Below are 20,361 nucleotides of genomic sequence, written 5' to 3' on the forward strand. Positions count from 1 at the left end.
CCCTCGCGACTGGAGACGCCGTGGACACTGACCCCCTGCCCGCGCAGATCGGCACCCGGCTGCGCGCGCTGCGCACCGCGACCGGCCGCTCCCTGGCGTCGGTCGCCCAGGAGCTGGGCATCTCCTCGAGCGCGCTCTCCCAGATCGAGACCGGCGCGATGAAGCCGTCGGTCACGCGACTCGTCGAGCTGGTCACCGTCCTGGGGGTGCCGATGTCGGCGATCTTCGACGACGTCGGTGTGCGCGCACCGCGCCCCGAGGAGGGTGGGCCGCAGGTCACCGAGCCGTTGGCGGGCGTGCTCGTCGCGCTCGGCGAGGACGCCGCCCCGGCGCAGCTGGAGCAGGGCGTCACCTACCGCCGGTTGTCGCCGGCCCCGCTGCCCGGGGTCACCTGGTTCGAGTCGACGTACCCGCCCGGCTCCTCGTCGAGCGCCGACGGCTCGATGCTCGTGCACACCGGCTACGAGAGCGGCCATGTCGTCTCCGGGGTGCTCACCTTCGAGTTCAGCGAGGGAGCCGTGCGCCTCGGCCCGGGTGGCTCCCTGTCCTTCGCCGCGGCCCGCCCGCACCGGGTCGTCAACGACTCCGAGGAGGTCGCCGTCGCCCTGTGGCTGACCGTCGAGAGCGTGGTGGGCGGGCTGTCCGGCATGTAACCGGATCGAAACTCGCCGGGAGAAGTTAAGCAATAACTTCACGGCAGGATCGTCCCACCGGGCACAGGGCGTGTCCGGGACGCGCGACGCCCCGCCCTGGAGGAAAGATGCCGGTGAGCCTGACCCACGGCCCGACCGCGACGACGCTGCCGTGACCGGCCACCGCCAGGTCTTCCGCGCCCGGCGAGCCCTCGTCGGTGGTGCCCTCCGGTCGGCTGCCGTGGTGGTCGACGACGGCCGCGTCGCCGACGTCGCGCCGCTGCACGAGCGGGTGGCCGACGCGCAGGAGGTCGTCGTGCCCGACGACGCCGTCCTGCTGCCGGGCCTGGTCGACTCCCACGTGCACGTCAACGACCCGGGACGCTCCGAGTGGGAGGGCTTCGGCTCCGCGACGGCCGCAGCAGCGGCCGGCGGCGTCACCACGATCGTCGACATGCCGCTCAACTCGCTGCCCCCCACGACCACGGCCGCGGCGCTCGCGGTGAAGCAGGCCGTCGCGGCACCCGCCGCGCACGTCGACGTCGCCTTCTGGGGAGGGGCGGTGCCGGAGAACCTCGGCCGGCTCGCCCCGCTGCACGAGGCCGGGGTGTACGGGTTCAAGTGCTTCCTGGCCCCGTCCGGGGTCGACGAGTTCGGCCACCTCGACATCTCCCAGCTCGACGAGGCGATGGCGGAGGTCGCACGGCTCGGGTCCCGGTTGATCGTGCACGCCGAGGACCCCGGGCTCCTCCACGGTGACGGGGCGCTCGGCCGCGGCTACGACGCCTTCCTGCGCTCACGGCCCCCGGCGAGCGAGGCGTCGGCCGTGCGGTCCGTCATCGACGCCGCCCGCCGCACGGGCGCCCGCGCGCACGTCCTGCACCTCAGCGACGCCGGCTCCCTGCCTGCGATCCGCCGGGCCAGGGCCGAGGGGGTCGACCTCACCGTCGAGACCTGCCCGCACTACCTCACGCTCACGGCCGAGGAGATCCCCGACGGCGCCGCCGAGTTCAAGTGCTGCCCACCGATCCGAGGCTCCGCGAACCGCGACCTGCTGTGGGAAGGACTCCTCGACGGGACGATCGACGCCGTCGTCAGCGACCACTCACCCTCCACCGTCGAACGCAAGCGGTCCGGTGACGGGGACTTCGGCCTCGCCTGGGGCGGCATCTCCGGCCTCCAGGTCGGTCTGTCAGCGGTGTGGACCGAGGCCCGTCGCCGGGGTGTCGGCCTCGAGGTGGTCGTGCCGTGGTTCACCACGGGACCCGCCGCGGTCGCGGGACTGACGGACGTCGGCGTGATCGCGCCCGGAGCCACCGCGCACCTGACGGTCTTCGGCGTCGACGACGCCTTCGTCGTGGACGCTCACGCCCTGCTGCACCGCAACCCGATCACCGCCTACGACCGGCGCAGCCTGCGCGGGCGGGTGCGCCGCACCTGGCTGCGCGGCCGGCAGGTGTACGCCGTGGACGACGCCGGCACGTCTCCCGGACGCGGCCTCGTCCCGGCAGGCCGGCTGCTCTCGGCCCCCGCCGCCATCCCGACCGGAGGTACCCCCGCATGAACGGTCCCAGCCTGCCCGGCCCCCACCTGCCCGGCCCGATCGACCCGCCCGCCCGACTGCTCATGGGCCCCGGCCCCGTCTCGGCCTACCCGAGCGTGCTCCGCGCGATGTCCGCCCCGCTCGTCGGCCAGTACGACCCGTTCATGACGGCATCGATGACGCAGACGCAGCAGCTCTACCGCCAGGTGTGGGGCACCACGAACGACGCGACCGTGCTCGTGGACGGCACCTCGCGCGCGGGCATCGAGGCGGCGATCGTCTCGCTGGTGCGGCCCGGTGACCGGGTGCTCGTGCCGGTGTTCGGCCGGTTCGGGCTGCTGCTCGCCGAGATCGCCACCCGGGCGATGGCCGAGGTGCACACGATCGAGGTGCCGTGGGGCCAGGTGTTCCCCGTCTCGACGATCGAGGAGGCCGTGCGGCGCGTGCGTCCCACGCTGCTGGCGCTCGTCCAGGGCGACACCTCGACCACGATGAACCAGCCGCTCGACGAGGTCGGCGCTCTGTGCGCCCGGTACGGCGTGCTGTTCTACTCCGACGCCACCGCGTCCCTCGGCGGGAACCTGTTCGAGGCCGACGCCTGGGGGCTGGATGCCGCCACCGCGGGCCTGCAGAAGTGCCTGGGTGGACCGTCGGGCTCGGCCCCGATCACCCTGTCGCCGCGGGCCGTGGACGTCCTGCGGTCCCGGCAGCGGATCGAGGCCGGCATCCGCGAGCCCGACGACCCCGACGCGAGCGACTTCGTGCGGTCGAACTACTTCGACCTCGGCATGATCCTGGACTACTGGGGTCCTCGCCGCCTCAACCACCACACCGAGGCCACGTCGATGCTGTACGCGGCGCGCGAGTGTGCTCGCGTGCTCCTCGCGGAGGGCCGCGACGCCGTCGTGGAGCGGCATCGTGTCGCCGGCGCCGCGATGCTCGCGGGCGTGCGGGGACTCGGGCTGCAGGTCTTCGGCGACGTCGCGCACAAGATGCACAACGTCGTCGCGGTCGAGATCCCCGACGGCGTGCCCGGGGAGGAGGTGCGCGCCGCGATGCTGGCCGACCTCGGCATCGAGATCGGCACCTCGTTCGGCCCGCTGCACGGCCGCGTGTGGCGCATCGGCACCATGGGCTACAACGCCCAGCAGGACGCCGTCCTGACCACGCTGGCCGCCCTCGAGGTGGTGCTGCGCCGCTTCGGGTGCTCCGTGCCGCCAGGGGGCGGGGTCGACGCGGCCGCCGACGTCTACCGGGGCGCCTGATGGCCACGCTGCTGGGGGCAGGCCCGGGCATCGTCGCCGCGGGCGCCCGGCGGACCATGACGCGCTGCGACGGGTTGGCGAGCGTCAGCTCGTCGTCCCACGGCATCGAGAGGGTCTACCTCTCCGCCGAGCACGCGCGGGTGAACCGCACGGTCGCGGGGTGGATGCGCGAGATCGGCATGACGACGCGCGTCGACGCGGCCGGAAACCTGGTCGGGCGGCTCGAACGGGCGACCCCGTCCGGTGCGCCCGACCTCGACGCGCCGGCCCTCGTCGTCGGCTCCCACCTGGACACCGTGCCCGACGCCGGGCGCTACGACGGGGTCGTCGGCGTCCTCATGGGGCTGGAGGCCGTGCGCATGCTGCGCGAACCCGGCCCCGACGGGACCGGTTGGCGTTCCCCGCTGCCCTTCGCGCTCGAGGTGATCGCCTTCGCGGACGAGGAGGGCACCCGCTTCGGGAGGGCGCTGCTGGGCTCCTCCGCCGTCGCCGGGGCGTGGGACCCCGGCTGGTGGTCCCTCGCGGACGACGGCGGCACGACGCTGCACGAGGCGTTCGTCGCCTTCGGGCTCGACCCCGCGCGTGTCGGTGAGGCGGCTCGTCGGCCCGAGGAGCTCGTCGGCTACCTCGAGGCCCACATCGAGCAGGGGCCCGAGCTCGACGAGCGGGGCGAGTCCCTGGCCGTCGTGTCGTCCATCGCGTCTGCCCGGCGGTTCCAGATCGTCGTCGAGGGGGAGGCTCGCCACGCCGGCGGCACCCCGTACGACCGCCGTCGTGACGCCCTGCTGGGAGCGAGCGAGGCCGCGCTGGCCGTCGAACGAGTCTGCCGGGCCGAACACCACGTCATCGGGACCGTGGGCCGGCTCGAGACCTTCCCCGGAGCCGTGAACGTCGTACCGGGCGAGGCGCGTCTCAGCCTCGACCTGCGCGGCGAGCTGGACGACGCGCGCGACCGGGTGTGGCGGTCGATCGAGCGCGAGGTCGACACGATCATGGGACGGCGCGGACTGCGCTGGCGCTCGGCGGAGGTCCACCGCGCGCCGGCCGTCTTCTGCGCGCCGCTGCTGCAGGACGTCGTGCGCGAGGGCATCGTCTCCACGCTGGACCGCGGCGTCGACGACCCGGCCACGATCTTCAGCCGAGCGGGCCACGACGCCATGGCGATCGGTGCGGTGACCGACGTCGGCATGCTGTTCCTGCGCAACCCCGACGGCATCAGCCATCACCCCGACGAGGAGGTCTCCGCGGGCGACGTGGCCCGCGGGACACGGGCTCTCGCCGAGGCGGTGCTCCAGCTGGCGGCCGACCGGGGCTGAGGCACAGGGCACCGAGCCCCGGCTGCGCCGGTGACGGCTTCGCTACGCTGCACGGATGGGAGATCTGGGACCGGTGGCCTGGCCGCCCCCGCCGATCCGGACGGAGCGCCTCGTGCTCCGGCAGCCCGAGCCCCGCGACCGGCCGGCGATCGTCGAGCTGCACGCCTCGCCGCAGGTCGGCCGGTATATCGGCGGTGCCCGGCCGCGCGACGAGCTCGAACGGTCGGTCTCCGAGGCGCCGAGCGGTCGGCCGGGCCAGTTCGTCGTGGACCTCGCCGGCGCGATGATCGGGCTGGTGCAGCTCGTCCGTCGGGACGCGGCGCACGAGGAGGGCCCCACGGCCGGCAGGGTCGATCTCGGGTATCTGTTCCTCCCGCACGTGTGGGGGCACGGGTACGCCACCGAGGCCTGCACCGCCGCCCTGGACTGGCTCGACCGGGTGCTGCCCGACGAGCGGGTGGTGCTGTCCACCCAGGTCGCCAACCAGCGCTCGATGCGTCTCGCCGAGAGGCTCGGGTTCACCGAGATCGAGCGGCTCGAGGCCCACGGCGCCGAGCAGTGGTTCGGTGAGCGCCCTCCCGGCGGCGGTCCCGGTGCCGAGGCGCGTGCACCAGGGCGGCTCGACGTCAGGTGAGAGATCAGCCCTGTGCGGTCGTCATCGCCATGCGCGTCAGCACGAGGTTCTCGATCACCTGGACGAAGTTGTAGAGCAGCAGCGTCACGACGGTGATGAGGGCGACCGACGCCCACAGGTCGTCGAAGCGGGCGGACGCGGTGAACTTCACGATGGACCCGCCGATACCCGTCCCCGTGGACAGCCACTCCGCGAGGAGCGCCCCGGTCACGGCCCCCGGGACGGAGACGCGCGCCGCTGCGAACAGGGAGGGCAGGGCTCCCGGGACGTTGACCTTTCGCATCGCGGTCAGGCGGTTGCCGCCGTAGACGTGCACGAGGTCGAGGCTCTGCGCGCTGGCGCGGCTCAGGCCGAACAGGATGGAGGCCAGGGCGGGGAACAGGACCACGAGCGACCCGATGACCGCCACCGACGCCTGGGTGCCACGGCCGGTCACGAGGATGATCACCGGGGCGATCGAGACCAGGGGGATCGAGCGCAGGAGGAGCGCCAGAGGCATGACCCCGGCCTCGACGGTGCGAGACAGGGAGAAGGCGACGGCGAGGCCACCGGCGACGCCCATGCCGACGACGAAGCCGAGCGCCGCGTCCAGCAGGGTGCGGGCCAGCAGCGGGGCCAGCACGGCGCGGTTCTCCGCGGCGTCCTCGCCGGCGACGAGGAAGTCCCACACCTGTGCCGGCCCCTTGGCCACGTACGGCGACATGCCGGTGAGGTTCACGACGGCCCACCACAGCGCGAGCACGATCGCCAACGTCAGCAGGCCGTTGACGACGGCACGCCCCACGGGGCCCCGGGTGACGGTGTTCACGGTGTGCTCCGTCCTGCCACCCACGGGGTGGCGAAGCGTGCCAGCAGCCCGACGATGCCGTAGCCGACGAGGGCGACGGCGGCCGTGAGCAGGAACACCGCCCACACCCGCGGTGAGTCGAGGTCGCCCTGCAACCGGATCAGCGTGATGCCGACCCCCCGGTCGATCCCGCCCATGTACTCGCCGAGCACCGCCCCGAGGAACGCCGACGGCACGGCGATCTGGAGGGCGTTGAGGATGGCGGGGGTGGCGGCGACGAGCCGTACCTTGCGCAGCTGGGTGAAGCGGGTGCCGCCGTACACGTGGACGACGTCGAGGCTCGCCCGGTCGGCGGACTTGAAGCCGAGCAGCGCGCCGACCACCGTGGTGAAGAACACGGCCAGCGCGGCCAGGAAGATCGCGGTGGCGCTCGGCTCCCCAGGACGGGGGGCCCCGCCGAGGACGACGATCGCGATGCCGCCCACGGCCACCACCGGCAGGCAGTAGCTGACCACGGCGATCTGGGTGATCACCGTCTCGATGCGCGGCGCCAGCAGCACGGTGGCGGCGAGCAGCAGGGCGATGGCGTTGCCCCAGGCGAAGCCGACGAGCGCCTCGGTGATCGTCACGGAGAACACACCGCGGTACGCGGCCAGTCCGTCGTCGGCGATCGTGGCGAGCACGACCCAGGGCGAGGGGACCGGGGTGAAGGTGGTCCCGGGCGGCGGCCGGAAGATCGTGGCCGAGAAGAGCCACCATGCCCCGGTCAGCGCGACGGCGCCGAGCAGGCCGGCGAGCCATCCGGGCATGCGGGTGCGCGCCATCAGGACTCCGTCGCTGCGGCGTCGTGCGTGCCGAACAGCAGCTCGGAGGCCCGGTCGACGAGCGCGTGGAACTCCGGGGTCCGCATCATCTCGGGTGTCCGCGGGCGGGGCAGGTCGACCTCGATGATCTCCTTGATCCGCCCCGGGCGGGCCGACATGACGGCGACCCGGTCCGACAGGAAGATCGCCTCGGAGATGCCGTGCGTGACCAGCAGGGTGGTGGCGGGCTTCTCGGTCCAGATGCGCAACAGCTCGAGGTTGAGGCTCTGGCGGGTCATGTCGTCCAGCGCCCCGAAGGGTTCGTCGAGGAGCAGCACCGACGGCTTGAGCGCCAACGCCCGGGCGATCGAGACGCGCTGGCGCATCCCGCCGGAGAGCTGCGCGGGCTTGGCCTTCTCGAACCCGGCGAGCCCGACCAGCTCGACGAGCTCGTCCACGTAGGCCTTGTCGACCGTGCGGCCGGCGACCTCGTAGACGAGCCGGATGTTCGCGAGCACGCTGCGCCAGGGCAGCAGCGCGTGGTCCTGGAACGCGATGCCGAGCTCGCTGTCGCGGCGCAGCTGTGCCGGCGTCTTGCCGTCCACGGACACCGCGCCCGCGGTCGGCTGCTCGAGGTCGGCGAGGACGCGCAGGATCGTCGACTTGCCGCACCCGGACGGGCCGAGGAGGGCGAGGAAGGACCCCTTGTCGGTGTGCAGGTGAGCGTCCTGCAGGGCGGTCACCGTCGTGCGTCGTCCCGTGCGGAACGTCTTGGTCAGGCCGTCGATGTTGATCCCCGTGCCCCCCGGAGAGAGCGCGCTCTGCGCGAGCTCCGGGGGGCGGGCACCCGACGTGGTGTCGTGGCTCATGGTTCCCTACGGCAGGTAGTCGATCAGCTCGGGCTGCTCGGCATAGATCTCGTCGATGATCGCGGTGTCGAACAGCTCGTCGACCCCGACGTCCCAGCCGGCGGCGGCCAGCGAGTCGACAGTCTCCTGCTGGAGCTGCTCGGAGATGGTGAACAGGCCGTTCTCCTCGGTCTCCTCGGTGGAGATGAGCTCCTTCGTGGCCTCGAGGGCCATCGCCGTCTTCTCCGGGTCGAGGGCGCCGAACACGGCCTCGAGGCCGTCCTCCGACTCGGTGGCCGCGGTGTTGTAGTACTTGTCGACCAGCGCGACGGTGTCGTCCGTCGACTCGTTGAACACGTCCGTCCACCCCTTGATCTCGGCGGTGAGGAACGCCTTGAGCAGGTCGCGGTTCTCGGCGAGGTACTGGTCGGTGACGCTGAACGTCTCGGCGACGTAGGGCACGCCGTTCTCGGCGTAGGCGAGGTTGGTGATGTCGTAGCCGGCGAGCTCCACGGTCAGCGCCTCGTTGGTGAGGTACGCCATGAACCCGTCGACCTCCTCGTTCATCAGGGGCGTCGGGTCGAAGTCGACCGGGACCACGGTGACCTCGTCCTCGTCGATGCCGTTGGCCTGGAGCAGAGCGGCGAACACCGACGCGTTGGAGTCCTGCACGCCGATCGTCCTGCCCACCAGGTCCTCGGGGGAGGAGATGTCGGCGCCGTCGGCCAGCGAGAGGATCGTGAAGGGGTTCTTCTGGAACGTCGCACCGATGATCTTCAGCGGCGCGTCCTGCTCGGCGATCGCCGCACCGATCGAGGCGGCGTCGCTCAGAGCCACCTCGACGCTGCCGGAGAGAAGCTTGGCGACGCCGGTGTCGGGGCCGGAGATGCCGATCACCTCGTCGAACCCGGCGTCGTCGTAGTAGCCGTTCTCGTCGGCGTAGAACTCGCCGGCGAACTCCTCGTTCTTGATCCAGGAGTACTGGACGCTGATCTCGCCGAAGGACGCGGCGTCGGTCTCGCCGGACGTGCCTGCTGGTTCCTCCCCGGCACACGCACCGAGGGCGAGGGCGCTCGCGGCGACCGCGGCGACGGCGCCCGCACGGGCTCGTCGTGAAGGGATGCTCTGGACTGCCATGGGTGGGACTCCGCTCGACCTCTGCCGGTAGGGACGAACGGCAACGTAGCCACGCGAGGTTTCGCCGTGAGGGTGGCGGCGTTTCGGAGGCGTTAAGCCATCACTTCACCCTGGCAGATGGAGGTGCCGGTCGCTCCTGGGCGAGCCGCCACACGCGCTCGCGCGTGAAGGGCTGGCGGAACGGGCGCCGGCCGAGGGCGCGGGCGATGGCGTTGCCGACGGCGGGTGCCACCGGGTTGTACGGCGACTCGCTCATCGACTTCGCCCCGAACGGACCGATCGTGTCGTAGGTGTCGGCGAAGTACACCTCCGTGTCCGGGACGTCGGCCGACTGCGGGACACGGTAGGTGCGGAAGACCGGGTTGCTCACGGCCCCGTCCTCGTCCAGCAGCACCTCCTCGTACAGGGCGCTGCCCAGGCCCTGCGCGGCACCTCCCTCGACCTGGCCGCGGCACTGGGCGGGGTTCATGACGAACCCGGCGTCGGCCGCCTGCACCGACTGCAGCACGCGGACCGACCCGGTCCCGGGGTCGACGGCGACGCGCACGGCGTGGACGTTGAACGCCAGGCTGCGCTCCTTGCCGTCGTCGCTGCCGTGGGCGGTCAGCCCGTCGGTCTCCCCGGCCGCCGCCACGATCTCGGCGAAGCCGACCGTCCGGGTGCCGACCCGGACCCCGTCTGCGGTGAGCTCGGCCGGCGGCCGGGCCGGGCCCTCGAGCGGCGCGTCCGCCGATCCCGCCACCTGCTCCGCCAGGTCGACCACGAGGTCGCGCAGCGCCGTCGCCGCGCGGGCCAGCGCCTTGCCCGCGACGACGGTCCCCGCCGAGGCGAACGCCCCTGTGTCGTGGTCGACGAGGTCGGTGTCGCTCGCGCTCAGGACGATCCGGTCGGCCGGTGCCGCCAGGAGCGAGGCGACGATCTGGCGGTGCACGGTGCTGGTGCCGTTGCCGAACTCGGCCGTCCCGACCGCGACGGCGTACGTGCCGTCGGGCCGCAGGGTCACCGAGGTGTGCGCGTGGTGCCCGCCCGGCGCGGCCCCCGCGATGAACGCGACAGCCATCCCCTCGCCGGTGAGCCACCCGGGTGGCGCCACGGCGCCGTTGCCACGGCGCAGCGCCCCCTGGGCGAGGTCCAGGCACTGGTCCAGGCCGTAGCTTCCCCATCGCAGGTCGGGCTCCGGCTCCTCGTGGACCGTGAGCAGCGGGTCACCGTCGCGGACCGCGTTGCGCCGGCGCAGGTTGAACGGGTCGATGCCGAGCTCCTCGGCCAGCATGTCCATCGCCGACTCGACGCCGAGGATCACCTGGCCGAGCCCGTACCCGCGGAACGCGCCCGAGGGCACCGTGTTCGTGTATACTGACTCGGCGTCGACACGCTTCACGTCGCAGCGGTAGACGTTGACCGACTCCGCCACCGAGTGGAACAGCACCCCGATGCCGTGGTTGCCGTACGCACCGGTGTTGCTGAGCACGTCGAGCTTCATCGCCGTGAGCCTGCCGTCCGCCGTCGCCCCGAGCGAGACCGTCACCCGGAACGGGTGGCGAAGCGCCGCACGCCGGAACTCGTCGGTGCGGGAGAACTCGTAGGCGACGGGCCGTCCGGTGGTCAGCACGGCCAGGGCGACGAGGTCCTCGGCGAACATCTCCTGCTTGCCGCCGAACCCGCCGCCGACCCGGGCGGCGTGCACCCGGACCCGGTCTCGCGGCAGGTCGAAGACGTGGGCGAGCTCGTTGCGGGTGAGGAACGGCACCTGGGTGCTGGAGCGGATCACCAGCCGCCCGCCCGCGTCGATCCGTCCGATCGCCCCGTGCGTCTCGAGCTGCGCGTGGGCCACGCGACCGGTCTGCCAGGTGCCGCTGACGGTGACCGCGCTCGCCGCGAGGGCGGCATCGACGTCGCCGCCGATGCCGGCGTGCAGGCTCGCCAGGACGTTCGGGCGGTCCGGGTCGGTCCGCCCGGCGAGCGGGAGGTCGGGGTGCAGGACGGGCGCGTCGGGACGCCGGGCCGCCTCGGCGTCGAGCACCGCGGGCAGCGGTGCGTAGGTGAAGTCCACGAGCGCGAGGGCGGCGTCGGCGACCTCGGCGGACTCGGCGACGACGGCGGCGACGCGCTGACCGACGAACCGGACGGTGTCGTCCAGGACCCGGGTGTCGTCGGGGTCGTCGGTGCGGTGCTCGTGGCGGGCCGTGGAGAACCGGGTGCGCGGGGCGTCCTCGTGCGTGAGCACGGCCACCACGCCCGGCAGCGCCCGGGCGGCTGCCGCGTCGATCGCGACGATGCGGGCGTGCGCGTGCGGTGAGCCGAGCACACGGAGCACCAGGGCGCCGGCGGCGTCCGGCGTGTCGAAGGTGAACGGCTCGCGGCCCTGGACCACACGGCGGGCGGGCTCGGGGGAGACGGAGCGTCCGACGCCGGTGGCCGGACCCTCGTCGTCGACCTCGCCGAACGCAGGCTCGCCGAGCACGGCCCGGCGGATCGCCGAGCGGATCGGCCGGTAGCCGGTGCAACGGCACAGGCTGCCCTTGAGCCGCCGGTCCAGGTCCGGCAGGTCGTCCGCGGTGAGGCAGGAGGCCGTGACGCTCATGCCCGGCGTGCAGAACCCGCACTGGAAGCCGAACTCCTCGATGAGCGCCTCCTGGACGGGATGCAGCGCCTCGCCGGGGGCGAGTCCGGCGGCGGTGGTGACCTGCGCCCCCTCGGCACGTGGCGCCGGGACCACGCACGAGTGCACCGGCGTGCCGTCCAGCAGCACCGCGCACGCCCCGCAGTCCCCGGCGTCGCAACCCTTCTTGACCTCGGTGTGCCCGTGCTCGCGCAGCAGGGTCCGCAGACACTGACCGGGGCGGGGGTCGGTGTCGTGCGAGGTGCCGTTGACGTCGATCTTCATGCGGGGCCCTCCGTCGCGGTGGTCGCGAGCTCCCGCCGCAGGCGTTCGGCGAGGACGACGCTCACGCCGCGCCGCCAGTCGGCAGCGCCGAGGGAGTCGGTGTGGTAGCCGGTCAGGTCGCCGACGGCGGCCGCGAGCGTGCCGGCGTCGGGCATGGTCGCGAAGCGCAGCACGGCGGGCCGGACGACGGCGGCCGTCACCGAGAACACGGACGTGCCGTCCGCGTCGCGGCGGCCCGTGACGACGGCGCCGGAGCGCCCCAGCTCGGCCAGGGCGATCTTGCGCAGCCCGGCGCGGGAGCGCAGGGCGTGGGCGGGCAGCTCGATCGCACGCAGCACCTCGCCGGGGCGCAGTGTGGTCTCGCCCGCACCCGTGACGAGCTCCGCGACCGGCTGGCGGCGGGTGCCGCCGTCGGGCGTCCAGACCTCGGCGACCCCGTCGAGGGCGACCGCGAGGGACACCATGGCGGCGGCAGGAAACGCCCGGCAGACGTTCCCGCCGACCGTGGCTGTGTTCCAGATCTTGAAGGAGGCCAGCAGGGCGTCGGCGGCCCCCGGGACCATGGACACCGCCGACCAGCCGGCTGGGACCGGATCGACGCCGCGGCCCTCCGCCCAGGCGCGCAGCGTCGCGATCGTGCAGGTGGCGGCGATGCGGAGCCCGTCGGCGCCGACCTCGAGGTCCGGCCAGCCGAGCCCGGTCAGGTCGACGAACCCGGTGGTGCCGGGCTGGGGCTCGCTGAGGAGCCAGGTGCCGCCGCCGACGAAGACCTCGCCGTGAGCGAGCCGGAGGTCCTCGCGGGACCGCGCCGTCCGGTAGCGGGCGACCGAGGTGATGTCCACCGTCAGAGCCGTTCGGCCAGCTCGCGGGAGGCGAGCACCACCTCGTGGGCGAGCTTCCCCTCGTCGGTGGTGACCAGCACGGCGTCCTCGACCACGGTCCGCCCGCCGACGTAGAGGCGCTTCAACGGCGGCAGGGCGCCGAGGCCGAGCGCGGCGACGGGGTCGAGGATCCCGGCGTGCTCGACGCCGTCGACGCGCCAGACGGCGATGTCGGCGAGCTTGCCGACCTCCAGCGAGCCGATCTCGTCCTGACGGCCCAGGACGCGGGCTCCACCCGCCGTGGCGACCCGCAGGGCGTCGCGGACGCTCATCGAGTCCGCCCCGGTGCGCAGCCGGTTCATGAGCACCGACTCGCGGATCTCGACGCCGAGCTGTCCCGACTCGTTGGACGCGGCGCCGTCGACGCCCAGCCCGACCGGGACACCGGCGTCGAGCAGCGCACGGACGGGCGCGATGCCGGCGGCCAGCCGGCCGTTGGACGACGGGCAGTGCGCCACGCCGGTGCCGGTGGCGGCGTACCGCTCGATCGCCGGGGCGTCGAGGTGCACGCAGTGCGCCATCCACACGTCGGGACCGAGCCACCCCTGGTCCTCGAGGTACCGCGTGGGGCTGGTGCCGAAGCGTTCGAGGCAGTAGGCGTCCTCCTCGACGGTCTCGGAGGCGTGGGTGTGCAGGCGCACGTCGAGGGACCGGGCGAGCACCGCTGCCTCGCGCAGCAGGTCGGGGGTCACGGAGAACGGTGAGCACGGCGCGATCGCGATGCGCACCATCGCCTCGCGCGAGTCGTCGTGGTACCGGTCCACGGCCTCGGCGGAGGCGGCCAGCGCGGCATCGGTGCTCTCGACGGCGAAGTCGGGGGGCAGCCCGCCCTGCGAGGCACCCAGGTCCATGGACCCGCGGGTGGCGTGCAGGCGAACCCCCACCCGGGACGCCGCCTCGACGATCGCGCCGACGATGTCGCCGGAGCCCTGCGGGAAGACGTAGTGGTGGTCGCCGACGGTGGTGCACCCGGAGCGGGCGAGGACGGCCATGGCGCCGGCCGCACCGGCGCCCGTCAGGCCGGCGTCGATGCGGGACCACAGCGGGTACAGGGACGTGAGCCAGTCGAACAGGATCGAGTCCTGGGCGTACCCGCGGGTCAGCCACTGGTACAGGTGGTGGTGGGTGTTGATCAGCCCCGGCGTGACCAGGCACCCCGAGGCGTCGACGACGTCGGCGCCGACGCGCAGGTGCTCCGGAGCCCGGCCCGCGCCCACCGCGACGATCTCCCTGCCGTCGACGGCGACGTACCCGGCCGTGTGCTCGGTGCCGGTGGTGTCGACGGTGGCGACGTAGCCGTTCTCGATGAGCGTGCGGGTCATGTCCAGGTACCTCCGGGTTCAGGCCCGGCTCTCCGTGCGGGGAGCCGGGCAGGACGGCGAGAGGCCGTCCGGGAGAGCGAGGTCGCCGAGACCGGCACCGAGGCCGCCGGCCGTCAGGTCCCGGTGGATGCGCCCGGTCGTCTCGCGCAGCGGACGACCGGAGCCGCCGTGCCGCGCGGCGACGATCTCGGCCAGGACCGACAGGGCGGTCTCCAGCGGGGACACCCCGGACAGGTCCAGCCCGAGCGGGGAGTGCAGGCGTGCCAGGTCGACCTCGGCCACCCCGGCGGCGCGCAGCCGCTCGGCGCGACGGGCGACCGTCGCGCGTGCCCCCATCGCACCGACGAACCCGATCGGCAGCGACAGGGCGCGCCGGATGGCGGGGACGTCGAGCCGTTCGTCGTGGGTGAGCACGCAGACGGCCGTGCGGGAGTCGGTCTCGGACCCGGCGAGCCCGTCCAGGAACTCGTGGGGCAGCGCCGTCACCAGCCGGTCCGCGGCGGGGAACCGCGCGGGGGTGACCAAGGTCTCCCACGGGTCGCAGACCGTCACGGCGAACCCGGCCGCGGCACCCAGGTGGCACAGTGCGGCGGCGTGCTCACCCGCTCCGAGGACGATCAGGCGGGCCCGCGGGGCGTGCTGCAGGACGAGGAGGTCGTCGCCGTCGTACGCGCCGGGCAGCAGCCGGCTCCCGCCGTCGGCGAGCGCCGCGGCGACCGACGGGTCGAGGGGCGTCGGGAGGTCGACCGTGCGCCCGGTGTCGGGTCCGGAGACGACGACCGCGAGGGCAGCAGGCCGGTCCGCCGCGGCGTCCTGCAGCGCGCGGACCGTCCGGGCGTCGTCCGGGTCGAGGCGCTGGGCGACGACGTCGACCTGTCCGCCGCAGGCCAGCCCCGCCGCCTGCGCGGTCGCGTCGTCGAAGCCGAACCGTGCGGTCCGCGCTCCGCCGGTGGCGAGGGCCGCGTGGGCGAGCACGATCGCCTCGCTCTCGACGCAGCCGCCCGAGATCGAGCCGAGCACGGCGCCGTCTGTCGTGACGGCCATCGCGGCTCCGGCACCGCGGGGCGCGCTGCTGGCGACACGGACGACCGTCACCACCGCGACCGGTTCGGCCGCCCGGATCAGCGCCAGCAGGTCCCGTGCCATCTCAAGCATGGACTGAAGTGTGCCCACGGCATGTTTCGCGCGGGCTACGCTGCGGTGACGCCTCGGAGCCGGAGGAATCATGCGGGTGTGCGGACTGGTCCTTGCCGCAGGTGCCGGGTCGCGTTTCGGCGGGCCCAAGGGTCTGGCGCGCACGGCGTCGGGCGAACCGTGGGTGCGACGGGCGGTGCGGTCGCTGCAGGTCGCCGGGTGCGACGAGGTGCTGGTCGCCGTCGGTGCGCGGGGTGCGCAGGTGGCCTCGCTGGTGCCGTCGCCGGCCCGGGTGGTCGTCGTCCAGGACTGGGCCGAGGGTCTCGCGGCGACCCTGCGGGCCGGCCTGCTGGTGGCGGCCGACGGGGACGCGGACGTGCTGGTGGTGACGCCGGTGGACACCCCCGACGCCCCCGCCACGGCGGTGGTCCGGGTGGTCGAGGCCGGGCGGCGTGCGGCGCAACCGGCCTCCGCGGTCCTGGCCCGCGCGGTCTACGAGGGGCGACCCGGCCATCCGGTGGTGCTGGGCCGGTCCCACTGGGCCGGCGTGCAGGCGTCGTCGACCGGTGACAGCGGTGCCGGCCGGTACCTGGCGGAGCACGGGGCGCTGGGGGTCGAGTGCGGCGACCTGTGGTCGGGGCTGGACGTCGACCGCGCCTAGGCTGGTCCGGTGCATCTCGTCGCCTCGGACCTCACCTTCGGCTACCCCGGCCGTCCCGTCCTGTCCGGGGTCGACCTGCGGGTGTCGGCGGGGGTGCGCCTGGGGATCGTCGGGGAGAACGGCTCCGGCAAGTCCACGCTCCTGCACCTGCTCGCCGGCGACCTCGCGCCGTCGTCGGGCGAGGTGCGCCGCAGCGGGTCGCTCGCACTGGTGGAGCAGGAGCTCACGGCACCGGCGGGCCGCACGGTGGGTGACCTGGTGGACGACACGCTCGCCGGCCTGCGGGCGCTCGCCGCGGACCTGGAGGCGGCGGCGGCCGCGTTCGACCACGACGCGGGGGACCTGGCCGAGCTGAGCGAGCTGCTCTCCCGTGCCGAGGCGCTCGCGGCGTGGGACGCGGACCGGCGCGTCGACGAGGCGCTGACCCGGCTCGGCGCCGTCCGCGACCGGGACCGCATGCTCGCGTCGCTGTCCGTGGGGCAGCGCTACCGGGTACGACTGGCCTGTCGCCTTGCCGAGCGGGCGGACCTGCTGCTGCTGGACGAGCCGACGAACCACCTCGACGACTCCGGGCTGGGCTACCTCACCGAGGCGGTCCTCGCCTGGCACGGGGGAGTCGTGCTGGTCACCCACGACCGCGAGCTCATCGACGACGTGGTCACCGGGGTGTACGACCTCGACCCGTCGATGAACGGCGTCCCCGTGCTCTACGGCCAGCCCGGGTACCTGTCCTACCGGTTCGCGAAGAACCAGGCGCTGCAGCGGTGGAAGCAGCGGTACCGGTCGGAGCAGAAGCGCGCCGCCGAGCTCGCGTTCCGCCTGGACCGGTCCTACGAGGGGCTCTCCGACGAGTGGCGACCGCCCAAGGGATCGCAGAAGCACCGCCGCGGCACCCGTGCGCGCATCCACGTCAAGGCAGCCGACCGGCTGGTCGAGAAGCTCGAGGCCGAGGCGGTCGACGTGCCACCGCCGCCGCTGGAGCTCACGTTCCCCGACCTGCCGGCCCTGTCGCCGGGCTGGGACCCGGCCGACCCCCTGGTCGACCTGCGCTCACCACGCGTCGAGGCGCCCGACGGCGGGGTGCGGCTCGACCTGCCCGGCACCCGTCTGGCCGTGCCGCCGTCGGGCCGGCTGCTGATCGTCGGCCCCAACGGCACCGGCAAGTCGACCCTGCTCGGGGCGTTCGCCGGCACCCTGCCGCTCGCTCGTGGCACCCGGACGTCGCGCGACGGGATGCGGATCGGCGTCGTCGGCCAGGAGGGCAGGGTGCCCGACGGCGGGCCTGCGGCGGGGCGGTCGGGGTTCGACGCGTACGCGGCCGAGGCGCTCGTGCTGCTGGAGCGCGGCGAGCTGGACCCCGACCACCTGGTCCCGGTGGCGGCGCTGGGCCTGCTCACCGAGGACGAGCTGGACCGGCCGCTGGCCGAGCTGAGCGTCGGGCAGCGGCGGCGGTTCGACCTCGCCCTCGCCCTGCTGCACGCGCCGCACCTGCTGGTGCTCGACGAGCCCACCAACCACCTGTCGGTCGACCTGGTCGACGCGCTGACCCTCGCTTTCGAGCGGACGTCGGCCGCCGTCGTCGTCGCCACGCACGACCGCCGGATGCGCAGCGACCTGGCCGCCTGGCCGGTGCTGGACCTGGGCGACGCCTGACCGGCGACGCCGCAGGCGGTCAGGGCCGGGCTGCCCCGGCGTCCTCCGAGTCGTCCCAGAGCGGGGCGACCACCACGTTGCCCTGCTGGTCCACGCTGCGTCCGCCCCGCTCGAGCCACGACCGGTACCACCGCGGCAGCGCGACGTCCGGCCACCAGTACATGGCGACCAGAAGGATCGGCGTCGTGACGACCACGGTCCAGAGCCACACGTCCTCCGACCTGTCGTAGCCGAGGAGCGTCGAGGTCAGCGCCGGCACCCACAGGTAGCCGATCAACCCGCCGACGCCGATCTGGAGCGGCAGGTAGTTGCGCTTCGTGTAGAACATCGGCGCCAGCGGAAGCGCCGCCCAGCTGCGCCGTCTGCCCCGCCACGCAGAGATCCCGTAGAGCAGACAGGGAAGCGCGACCGGCGTCACCATCAAGGTCGCCAGGACCAGCTCGAACACCATCTAGTCGAGGCGGCCGACGTGCGCCATCGCCTGGCGTACGAGCGTGCCCTGCCCGTTGACCATCTCGGCCTGCACGGTGTCGCTGCACGCCTCCTCGGGCGTGAGCCAGGCGAGGTCGAGGGCGTTCTGCTGCGGCCGGCAGTCGCCGTTGACCGGCACCACGTAGGCGAGCGAGATCGCGTGCTGGCGCGGGTCGTGGAACGGGGTGATGCCCGGGGTGGGGAAGTACTCGGCCACCGTGAACGGTTGGGGCGACGCGGGGATCTGCGGCAGTGCGACGGGGCCGAGGTCCTTCTCGATGTGCCGCAGCAGCGCGTCGCGCACCCGCTCGTGGTAGAGCACGCGGCCGGAGACGAGGGCGCGGGTCATCGAGCCCAACGGGGTGGCACGCAGCAGCAGGCCGACGGACACCACGTCGCCCGACTCGTCGACACGCACCGGGACGGCGTCGACGTACACCAGGGGCAGCTGGGCACGCGCGGCGGCGATCTCCTCGGGTGTCAGCCACCCGGACTGCCCGGACGAGGGCTCGTGCTCGTCGTCCGGAGGGAACTCGGCAGTGTCGGTCACCCCTCGTTTCTACCAGCCCGACGACCGTCCCGGCGTGCTGTCGGCGTCGGGTCCCGGTGACGTGGGCCACGTGGGCCGGCCACGGAATACTCCGGTGCGTGCGGGCGCTGTGCCAAGGAGCAACCCCCACGAGAGGACTTCGTATGGCCACCGTCGAACTCACCGACGACACGTTCGAGCAGGCGATCAAGGACAACGACATCGTGCTGGTCGACTTCTGGGCCTCCTGGTGCGGCCCGTGTCGTCAGTTCGCACCCGTCTTCGAGGCGTCGAGCGAGCAGAACGCCGACGTCGTCCACGCCAAGATCGACACCGAGGCCCAGCAGCAGATCGCGGCGGCCGCCGGAGTCACGGCGATCCCGACGCTCATGGCGTTCCGCGAGGGCGTGCTCGTCTTCAACCAGGCCGGTGCGCTGCCGGCCCCGCAGCTCAAGCAGGTCGTCGACGCCGTCAAGGGGCTCGACATGGACGAGGTGCGCACCCAGATCGCCGCCGCGTCGAACGGCGAGCAGCAGGGCTGAGCCACCCGAGACCGTCGACGGCCGCCACCGGACCTGTTCCGGTGGCGGCCGTCGTGCGTGGTGCGCGAGGCGGGACTCGAACCCGCACGTCCGAAGACACTGGAACCTAAATCCAGCGCGTCTACCTGATTCCGCCACTCGCGCTCGCCCCGATCCTACGGCTGCCGCGCACCGGGCCGGGCGGGTCGGCTCAGTCGAGCCCGAGGGCCTTGCGCAGCCGGGCGACGTGGCCGGTCGCCTTGACGTTGTACTGGGCGAGCGAGACCGTGCCGTCGGTGCCGACCACCACGGTCGAGCGGATGACGCCCACGACGGTGCGCCCGTAGTTCTTCTTCTCGCCCCAGGCGCCGTAGGCCTCGAGGACCTCGCGCTCCGGGTCGGAGGCGAGGGGGAACGTCAGCGCGTCGCGCTCGACGAACGCCGCGAGCTTGGCCGGCTCGTCGGGGGAGATGCCGACGACGGCGTAGCCCGCTCCCTGCAGCGCCGCCAGCGAGTCGCGGAAGTCGCAGGCCTCGGTGGTGCAGCCGGGCGTCATCGCCGCGGGGTAGAAGTACACGACGACGCCGCGCTCGGCCTCTGCGCGCAGCGTCGAGAGCGAGACACGGCCACCGTCGGCGGTCGTGAGCGTGAAGTCGGGTGCGGTGTCGCCGACGGCGAGACGGGTCACGGGGATGGCTCCTCGGGAGGGCGGTGCGGGACGGCCCGAGCCTAGCGTCAGCGGAGCACGGAAGCCGGTGGCGCTCGCGTAGCGTAGGGCCCGTGAGCTCCGCAGCATCCAGCACCACGTCCCCCGCCGGCACCCCGGCCGTCCGGACGGACGAACCGTTGCCCATCCGCATGCTCCACGACCGCGTGCTCGTGGACCCGGAGACCGACCGTTCCGAGCGGCAGTCCTCGGCCGGGCTCGTGATCCCGGCGACGGCAGCGGGTCCCAAGCGGCTGACCTGGGCCACCGTGGTCGCCAAGGGGGAGCACGTGCGTCAGGTGGCCGTGGGCGACCGGGTGCTCTACGACCCGGAGGAGCGTGCCGAGGTCGACCTGGGCGGTACCGACTACGTGCTGCTGCGCGAGCGCGACGTGCACGCCGTGGCCGAGCGCTCGGACGACGCCGGGACCACCGGCCTGTACCTCTGAGGGCTGTCGTGCAGGTCACAGCGGTCCAGGGCGCATCCGGGTACCTGCCGCGGCGCAGAGCCTGGTAATGTTTCACACCGCTACGCGCCATTAGCTCAATGGGTAGAGCAGCTGACTCTTAATCAGCGGGTTCGGGGTTCGAGTCCCTGATGGCGCACCAGCGAGGACTGCGGATCGGTGAT

Annotated in this window: 20 protein-coding genes and 2 tRNA genes; 10 read left to right on the forward strand and 12 right to left on the reverse strand. The window is 73.5% G+C overall.

Annotation, left to right across the window (positions count from 1 at the left end):
• Window positions 1-20: 20 nt before the first annotated feature.
• The 5 genes from HDG69_RS06030 (at window position 21) to HDG69_RS06050 (ending at window position 5,390) form a co-directional block, all read left to right on the forward strand.
• Window positions 21-653 (forward strand): helix-turn-helix domain-containing protein, encoded by a 633-nt coding sequence (locus HDG69_RS06030; protein ID WP_171782790.1) that lies wholly within the window; start codon window positions 21-23, stop codon window positions 651-653.
• Window positions 654-804: 151 nt separating this feature from the next.
• Complete coding sequence (gene allB, locus HDG69_RS06035) at window positions 805-2,196, forward strand: allantoinase AllB (protein WP_171782791.1); 1,392 nt, start codon at window positions 805-807, stop codon at window positions 2,194-2,196.
• Complete coding sequence (locus tag HDG69_RS06040; protein ID WP_171782792.1) at window positions 2,193-3,440, forward strand: pyridoxal-phosphate-dependent aminotransferase family protein; 1,248 nt, start codon at window positions 2,193-2,195, stop codon at window positions 3,438-3,440. Before allB ends, HDG69_RS06040 begins: the two co-directional genes overlap by 4 nt.
• A complete protein-coding gene (locus tag HDG69_RS06045) occupies window positions 3,440-4,756 on the forward strand; it encodes a Zn-dependent hydrolase (protein WP_171782793.1) in 1,317 nt (438 codons plus the stop codon). Before HDG69_RS06040 ends, HDG69_RS06045 begins: the two co-directional genes overlap by 1 nt.
• 55 nt (window positions 4,757-4,811) lie before the next feature.
• Window positions 4,812-5,390, forward strand: a complete 579-nt coding sequence (locus tag HDG69_RS06050) for a GNAT family N-acetyltransferase (RefSeq protein ID WP_171782794.1) — start codon at window positions 4,812-4,814, stop codon at window positions 5,388-5,390.
• 4 nt (window positions 5,391-5,394) lie between these two features.
• Here the strand turns inward: HDG69_RS06050 and HDG69_RS06055 are convergent, their stop codons facing one another.
• From HDG69_RS06055 to HDG69_RS06090, 8 genes are all read right to left on the reverse strand, one after another.
• Window positions 5,395-6,198, reverse strand: a complete 804-nt coding sequence (locus tag HDG69_RS06055; RefSeq protein ID WP_343036283.1) for an ABC transporter permease — start codon at window positions 6,196-6,198, stop codon at window positions 5,395-5,397.
• Window positions 6,195-7,001: an ABC transporter permease gene (locus HDG69_RS06060; RefSeq protein WP_171782795.1), complete on the reverse strand. Its 807-nt coding sequence runs from the start codon at window positions 6,999-7,001 to the stop codon at window positions 6,195-6,197. The genes HDG69_RS06055 and HDG69_RS06060 overlap by 4 nt, the downstream gene beginning before the upstream one ends.
• Complete coding sequence (locus HDG69_RS06065; protein ID WP_171782796.1) at window positions 7,001-7,849, reverse strand: ABC transporter ATP-binding protein; 849 nt, start codon at window positions 7,847-7,849, stop codon at window positions 7,001-7,003. Before HDG69_RS06065 ends, HDG69_RS06060 begins: the two co-directional genes overlap by 1 nt.
• 6 nt (window positions 7,850-7,855) lie before the next feature.
• Window positions 7,856-8,965 carry an ABC transporter substrate-binding protein gene (locus HDG69_RS06070; RefSeq protein ID WP_216645164.1) on the reverse strand — a complete coding sequence of 370 codons (1,110 nt, stop codon included), beginning with the start codon at window positions 8,963-8,965 and terminating at the stop codon, window positions 7,856-7,858.
• A 100-nt stretch (window positions 8,966-9,065) separates the two neighbouring features.
• The gene (locus HDG69_RS06075) at window positions 9,066-11,852 is read right to left on the reverse strand and encodes a molybdopterin-dependent oxidoreductase (protein WP_171782797.1); all 2,787 of its coding nucleotides are present in this window, start codon (window positions 11,850-11,852) and stop codon (window positions 9,066-9,068) included.
• Window positions 11,849-12,694 (reverse strand): FAD binding domain-containing protein, encoded by an 846-nt coding sequence (locus tag HDG69_RS06080; RefSeq protein WP_171782798.1) that lies wholly within the window; start codon window positions 12,692-12,694, stop codon window positions 11,849-11,851. The genes HDG69_RS06075 and HDG69_RS06080 overlap by 4 nt, the downstream gene beginning before the upstream one ends.
• Window positions 12,695-12,696: 2 nt before the next feature.
• Window positions 12,697-14,055 carry an 8-oxoguanine deaminase gene (locus tag HDG69_RS06085; RefSeq protein ID WP_171782799.1) on the reverse strand — a complete coding sequence of 453 codons (1,359 nt, stop codon included), beginning with the start codon at window positions 14,053-14,055 and terminating at the stop codon, window positions 12,697-12,699.
• Between the two features lie 18 nt (window positions 14,056-14,073).
• On the reverse strand, window positions 14,074-15,210 hold the full coding sequence (locus tag HDG69_RS06090; RefSeq protein WP_171782800.1) for an XdhC family protein: 1,137 nt from the start codon (window positions 15,208-15,210) through the stop codon (window positions 14,074-14,076).
• A gap of 70 nt (window positions 15,211-15,280) precedes the next feature.
• Between HDG69_RS06090 and HDG69_RS06095 the strand changes: the two genes are divergently transcribed.
• Window positions 15,281-15,850 carry a nucleotidyltransferase family protein gene (locus HDG69_RS06095; protein WP_171782801.1) on the forward strand — a complete coding sequence of 190 codons (570 nt, stop codon included), beginning with the start codon at window positions 15,281-15,283 and terminating at the stop codon, window positions 15,848-15,850.
• A 9-nt stretch (window positions 15,851-15,859) separates the two neighbouring features.
• Window positions 15,860-17,503: an ATP-binding cassette domain-containing protein gene (locus tag HDG69_RS06100; protein ID WP_171782802.1), complete on the forward strand. Its 1,644-nt coding sequence runs from the start codon at window positions 15,860-15,862 to the stop codon at window positions 17,501-17,503.
• Window positions 17,504-17,522: 19 nt separating this feature from the next.
• On the opposite strand, the gene HDG69_RS06105 is transcribed toward HDG69_RS06100, so the two are convergent.
• Entirely contained in the window at window positions 17,523-17,954 is a 432-nt protein-coding gene (locus HDG69_RS06105) for a hypothetical protein (protein WP_171782803.1), read from the reverse strand.
• Complete coding sequence (locus HDG69_RS06110) at window positions 17,955-18,524, reverse strand: DUF4916 domain-containing protein (RefSeq protein ID WP_171782804.1); 570 nt, start codon at window positions 18,522-18,524, stop codon at window positions 17,955-17,957.
• Between the two features lie 143 nt (window positions 18,525-18,667).
• On the opposite strand from HDG69_RS06110, the gene trxA reads away from it, so the two are divergent.
• A complete protein-coding gene (gene trxA / locus HDG69_RS06115) occupies window positions 18,668-19,045 on the forward strand; it encodes a thioredoxin (RefSeq protein WP_171782805.1) in 378 nt (125 codons plus the stop codon).
• Window positions 19,046-19,103: 58 nt separating this feature from the next.
• Here the strand turns inward: trxA and HDG69_RS06120 are convergent.
• Together HDG69_RS06120 and HDG69_RS06125 are read right to left on the reverse strand one after the other, a co-directional pair.
• A tRNA-Leu gene (locus HDG69_RS06120) sits at window positions 19,104-19,189 on the reverse strand.
• A gap of 46 nt (window positions 19,190-19,235) precedes the next feature.
• Entirely contained in the window at window positions 19,236-19,712 is a 477-nt protein-coding gene (locus tag HDG69_RS06125; RefSeq protein WP_171782806.1) for a redoxin domain-containing protein, read from the reverse strand.
• A 170-nt stretch (window positions 19,713-19,882) separates the two neighbouring features.
• On the opposite strand from HDG69_RS06125, the gene HDG69_RS06130 reads away from it, so the two are divergent.
• Complete coding sequence (locus HDG69_RS06130) at window positions 19,883-20,179, forward strand: GroES family chaperonin (protein ID WP_171783214.1); 297 nt, start codon at window positions 19,883-19,885, stop codon at window positions 20,177-20,179.
• Window positions 20,180-20,263: 84 nt separating this feature from the next.
• Window positions 20,264-20,339 (forward strand) — tRNA-Lys (locus HDG69_RS06135).
• The last annotated feature ends 22 nt before the right edge of the window (window positions 20,340-20,361 follow it).

It is taken from the genome of Isoptericola halotolerans (genome assembly GCF_013149785.1).
In the GTDB taxonomy this organism is placed as follows: domain Bacteria; phylum Actinomycetota; class Actinomycetes; order Actinomycetales; family Cellulomonadaceae; genus Isoptericola; species Isoptericola halotolerans.

What these genes read in the sequence shown, in the direction of transcription:
- HDG69_RS06040 (WP_171782792.1), top strand. Translation starts at nt 2,193, where the DNA reads ATGAACGGTCCCAGCCTGCCCGGCCCCCACCTGCCCGGCCCGATCGAC.
- HDG69_RS06045 (WP_171782793.1), top strand. Translation starts at nt 3,440, where the DNA reads ATGGCCACGCTGCTGGGGGCAGGCCCGGGCATCGTCGCCGCGGGCGCC.
- HDG69_RS06050 (WP_171782794.1), top strand. Translation starts at nt 4,812, where the DNA reads ATGGGAGATCTGGGACCGGTGGCCTGGCCGCCCCCGCCGATCCGGACG.
- HDG69_RS06060 (WP_171782795.1), bottom strand. Translation starts at nt 7,001, where the DNA reads ATGGCGCGCACCCGCATGCCCGGATGGCTCGCCGGCCTGCTCGGCGCC.
- HDG69_RS06065 (WP_171782796.1), bottom strand. Translation starts at nt 7,849, where the DNA reads ATGAGCCACGACACCACGTCGGGTGCCCGCCCCCCGGAGCTCGCGCAG.
- HDG69_RS06070 (WP_216645164.1), bottom strand. Translation starts at nt 8,965, where the DNA reads ATGGCAGTCCAGAGCATCCCTTCACGACGAGCCCGTGCGGGCGCCGTC.
- HDG69_RS06075 (WP_171782797.1), bottom strand. Translation starts at nt 11,852, where the DNA reads ATGAAGATCGACGTCAACGGCACCTCGCACGACACCGACCCCCGCCCC.
- HDG69_RS06085 (WP_171782799.1), bottom strand. Translation starts at nt 14,055, where the DNA reads ATGACCCGCACGCTCATCGAGAACGGCTACGTCGCCACCGTCGACACC.
- HDG69_RS06090 (WP_171782800.1), bottom strand. Translation starts at nt 15,210, where the DNA reads ATGCTTGAGATGGCACGGGACCTGCTGGCGCTGATCCGGGCGGCCGAA.
- HDG69_RS06095 (WP_171782801.1), top strand. Translation starts at nt 15,281, where the DNA reads ATGCGGGTGTGCGGACTGGTCCTTGCCGCAGGTGCCGGGTCGCGTTTC.
- HDG69_RS06105 (WP_171782803.1), bottom strand. Translation starts at nt 17,954, where the DNA reads ATGGTGTTCGAGCTGGTCCTGGCGACCTTGATGGTGACGCCGGTCGCG.
- trxA (WP_171782805.1), top strand. Translation starts at nt 18,668, where the DNA reads ATGGCCACCGTCGAACTCACCGACGACACGTTCGAGCAGGCGATCAAG.
- HDG69_RS06130 (WP_171783214.1), top strand. Translation starts at nt 19,883, where the DNA reads ATGCTCCACGACCGCGTGCTCGTGGACCCGGAGACCGACCGTTCCGAG.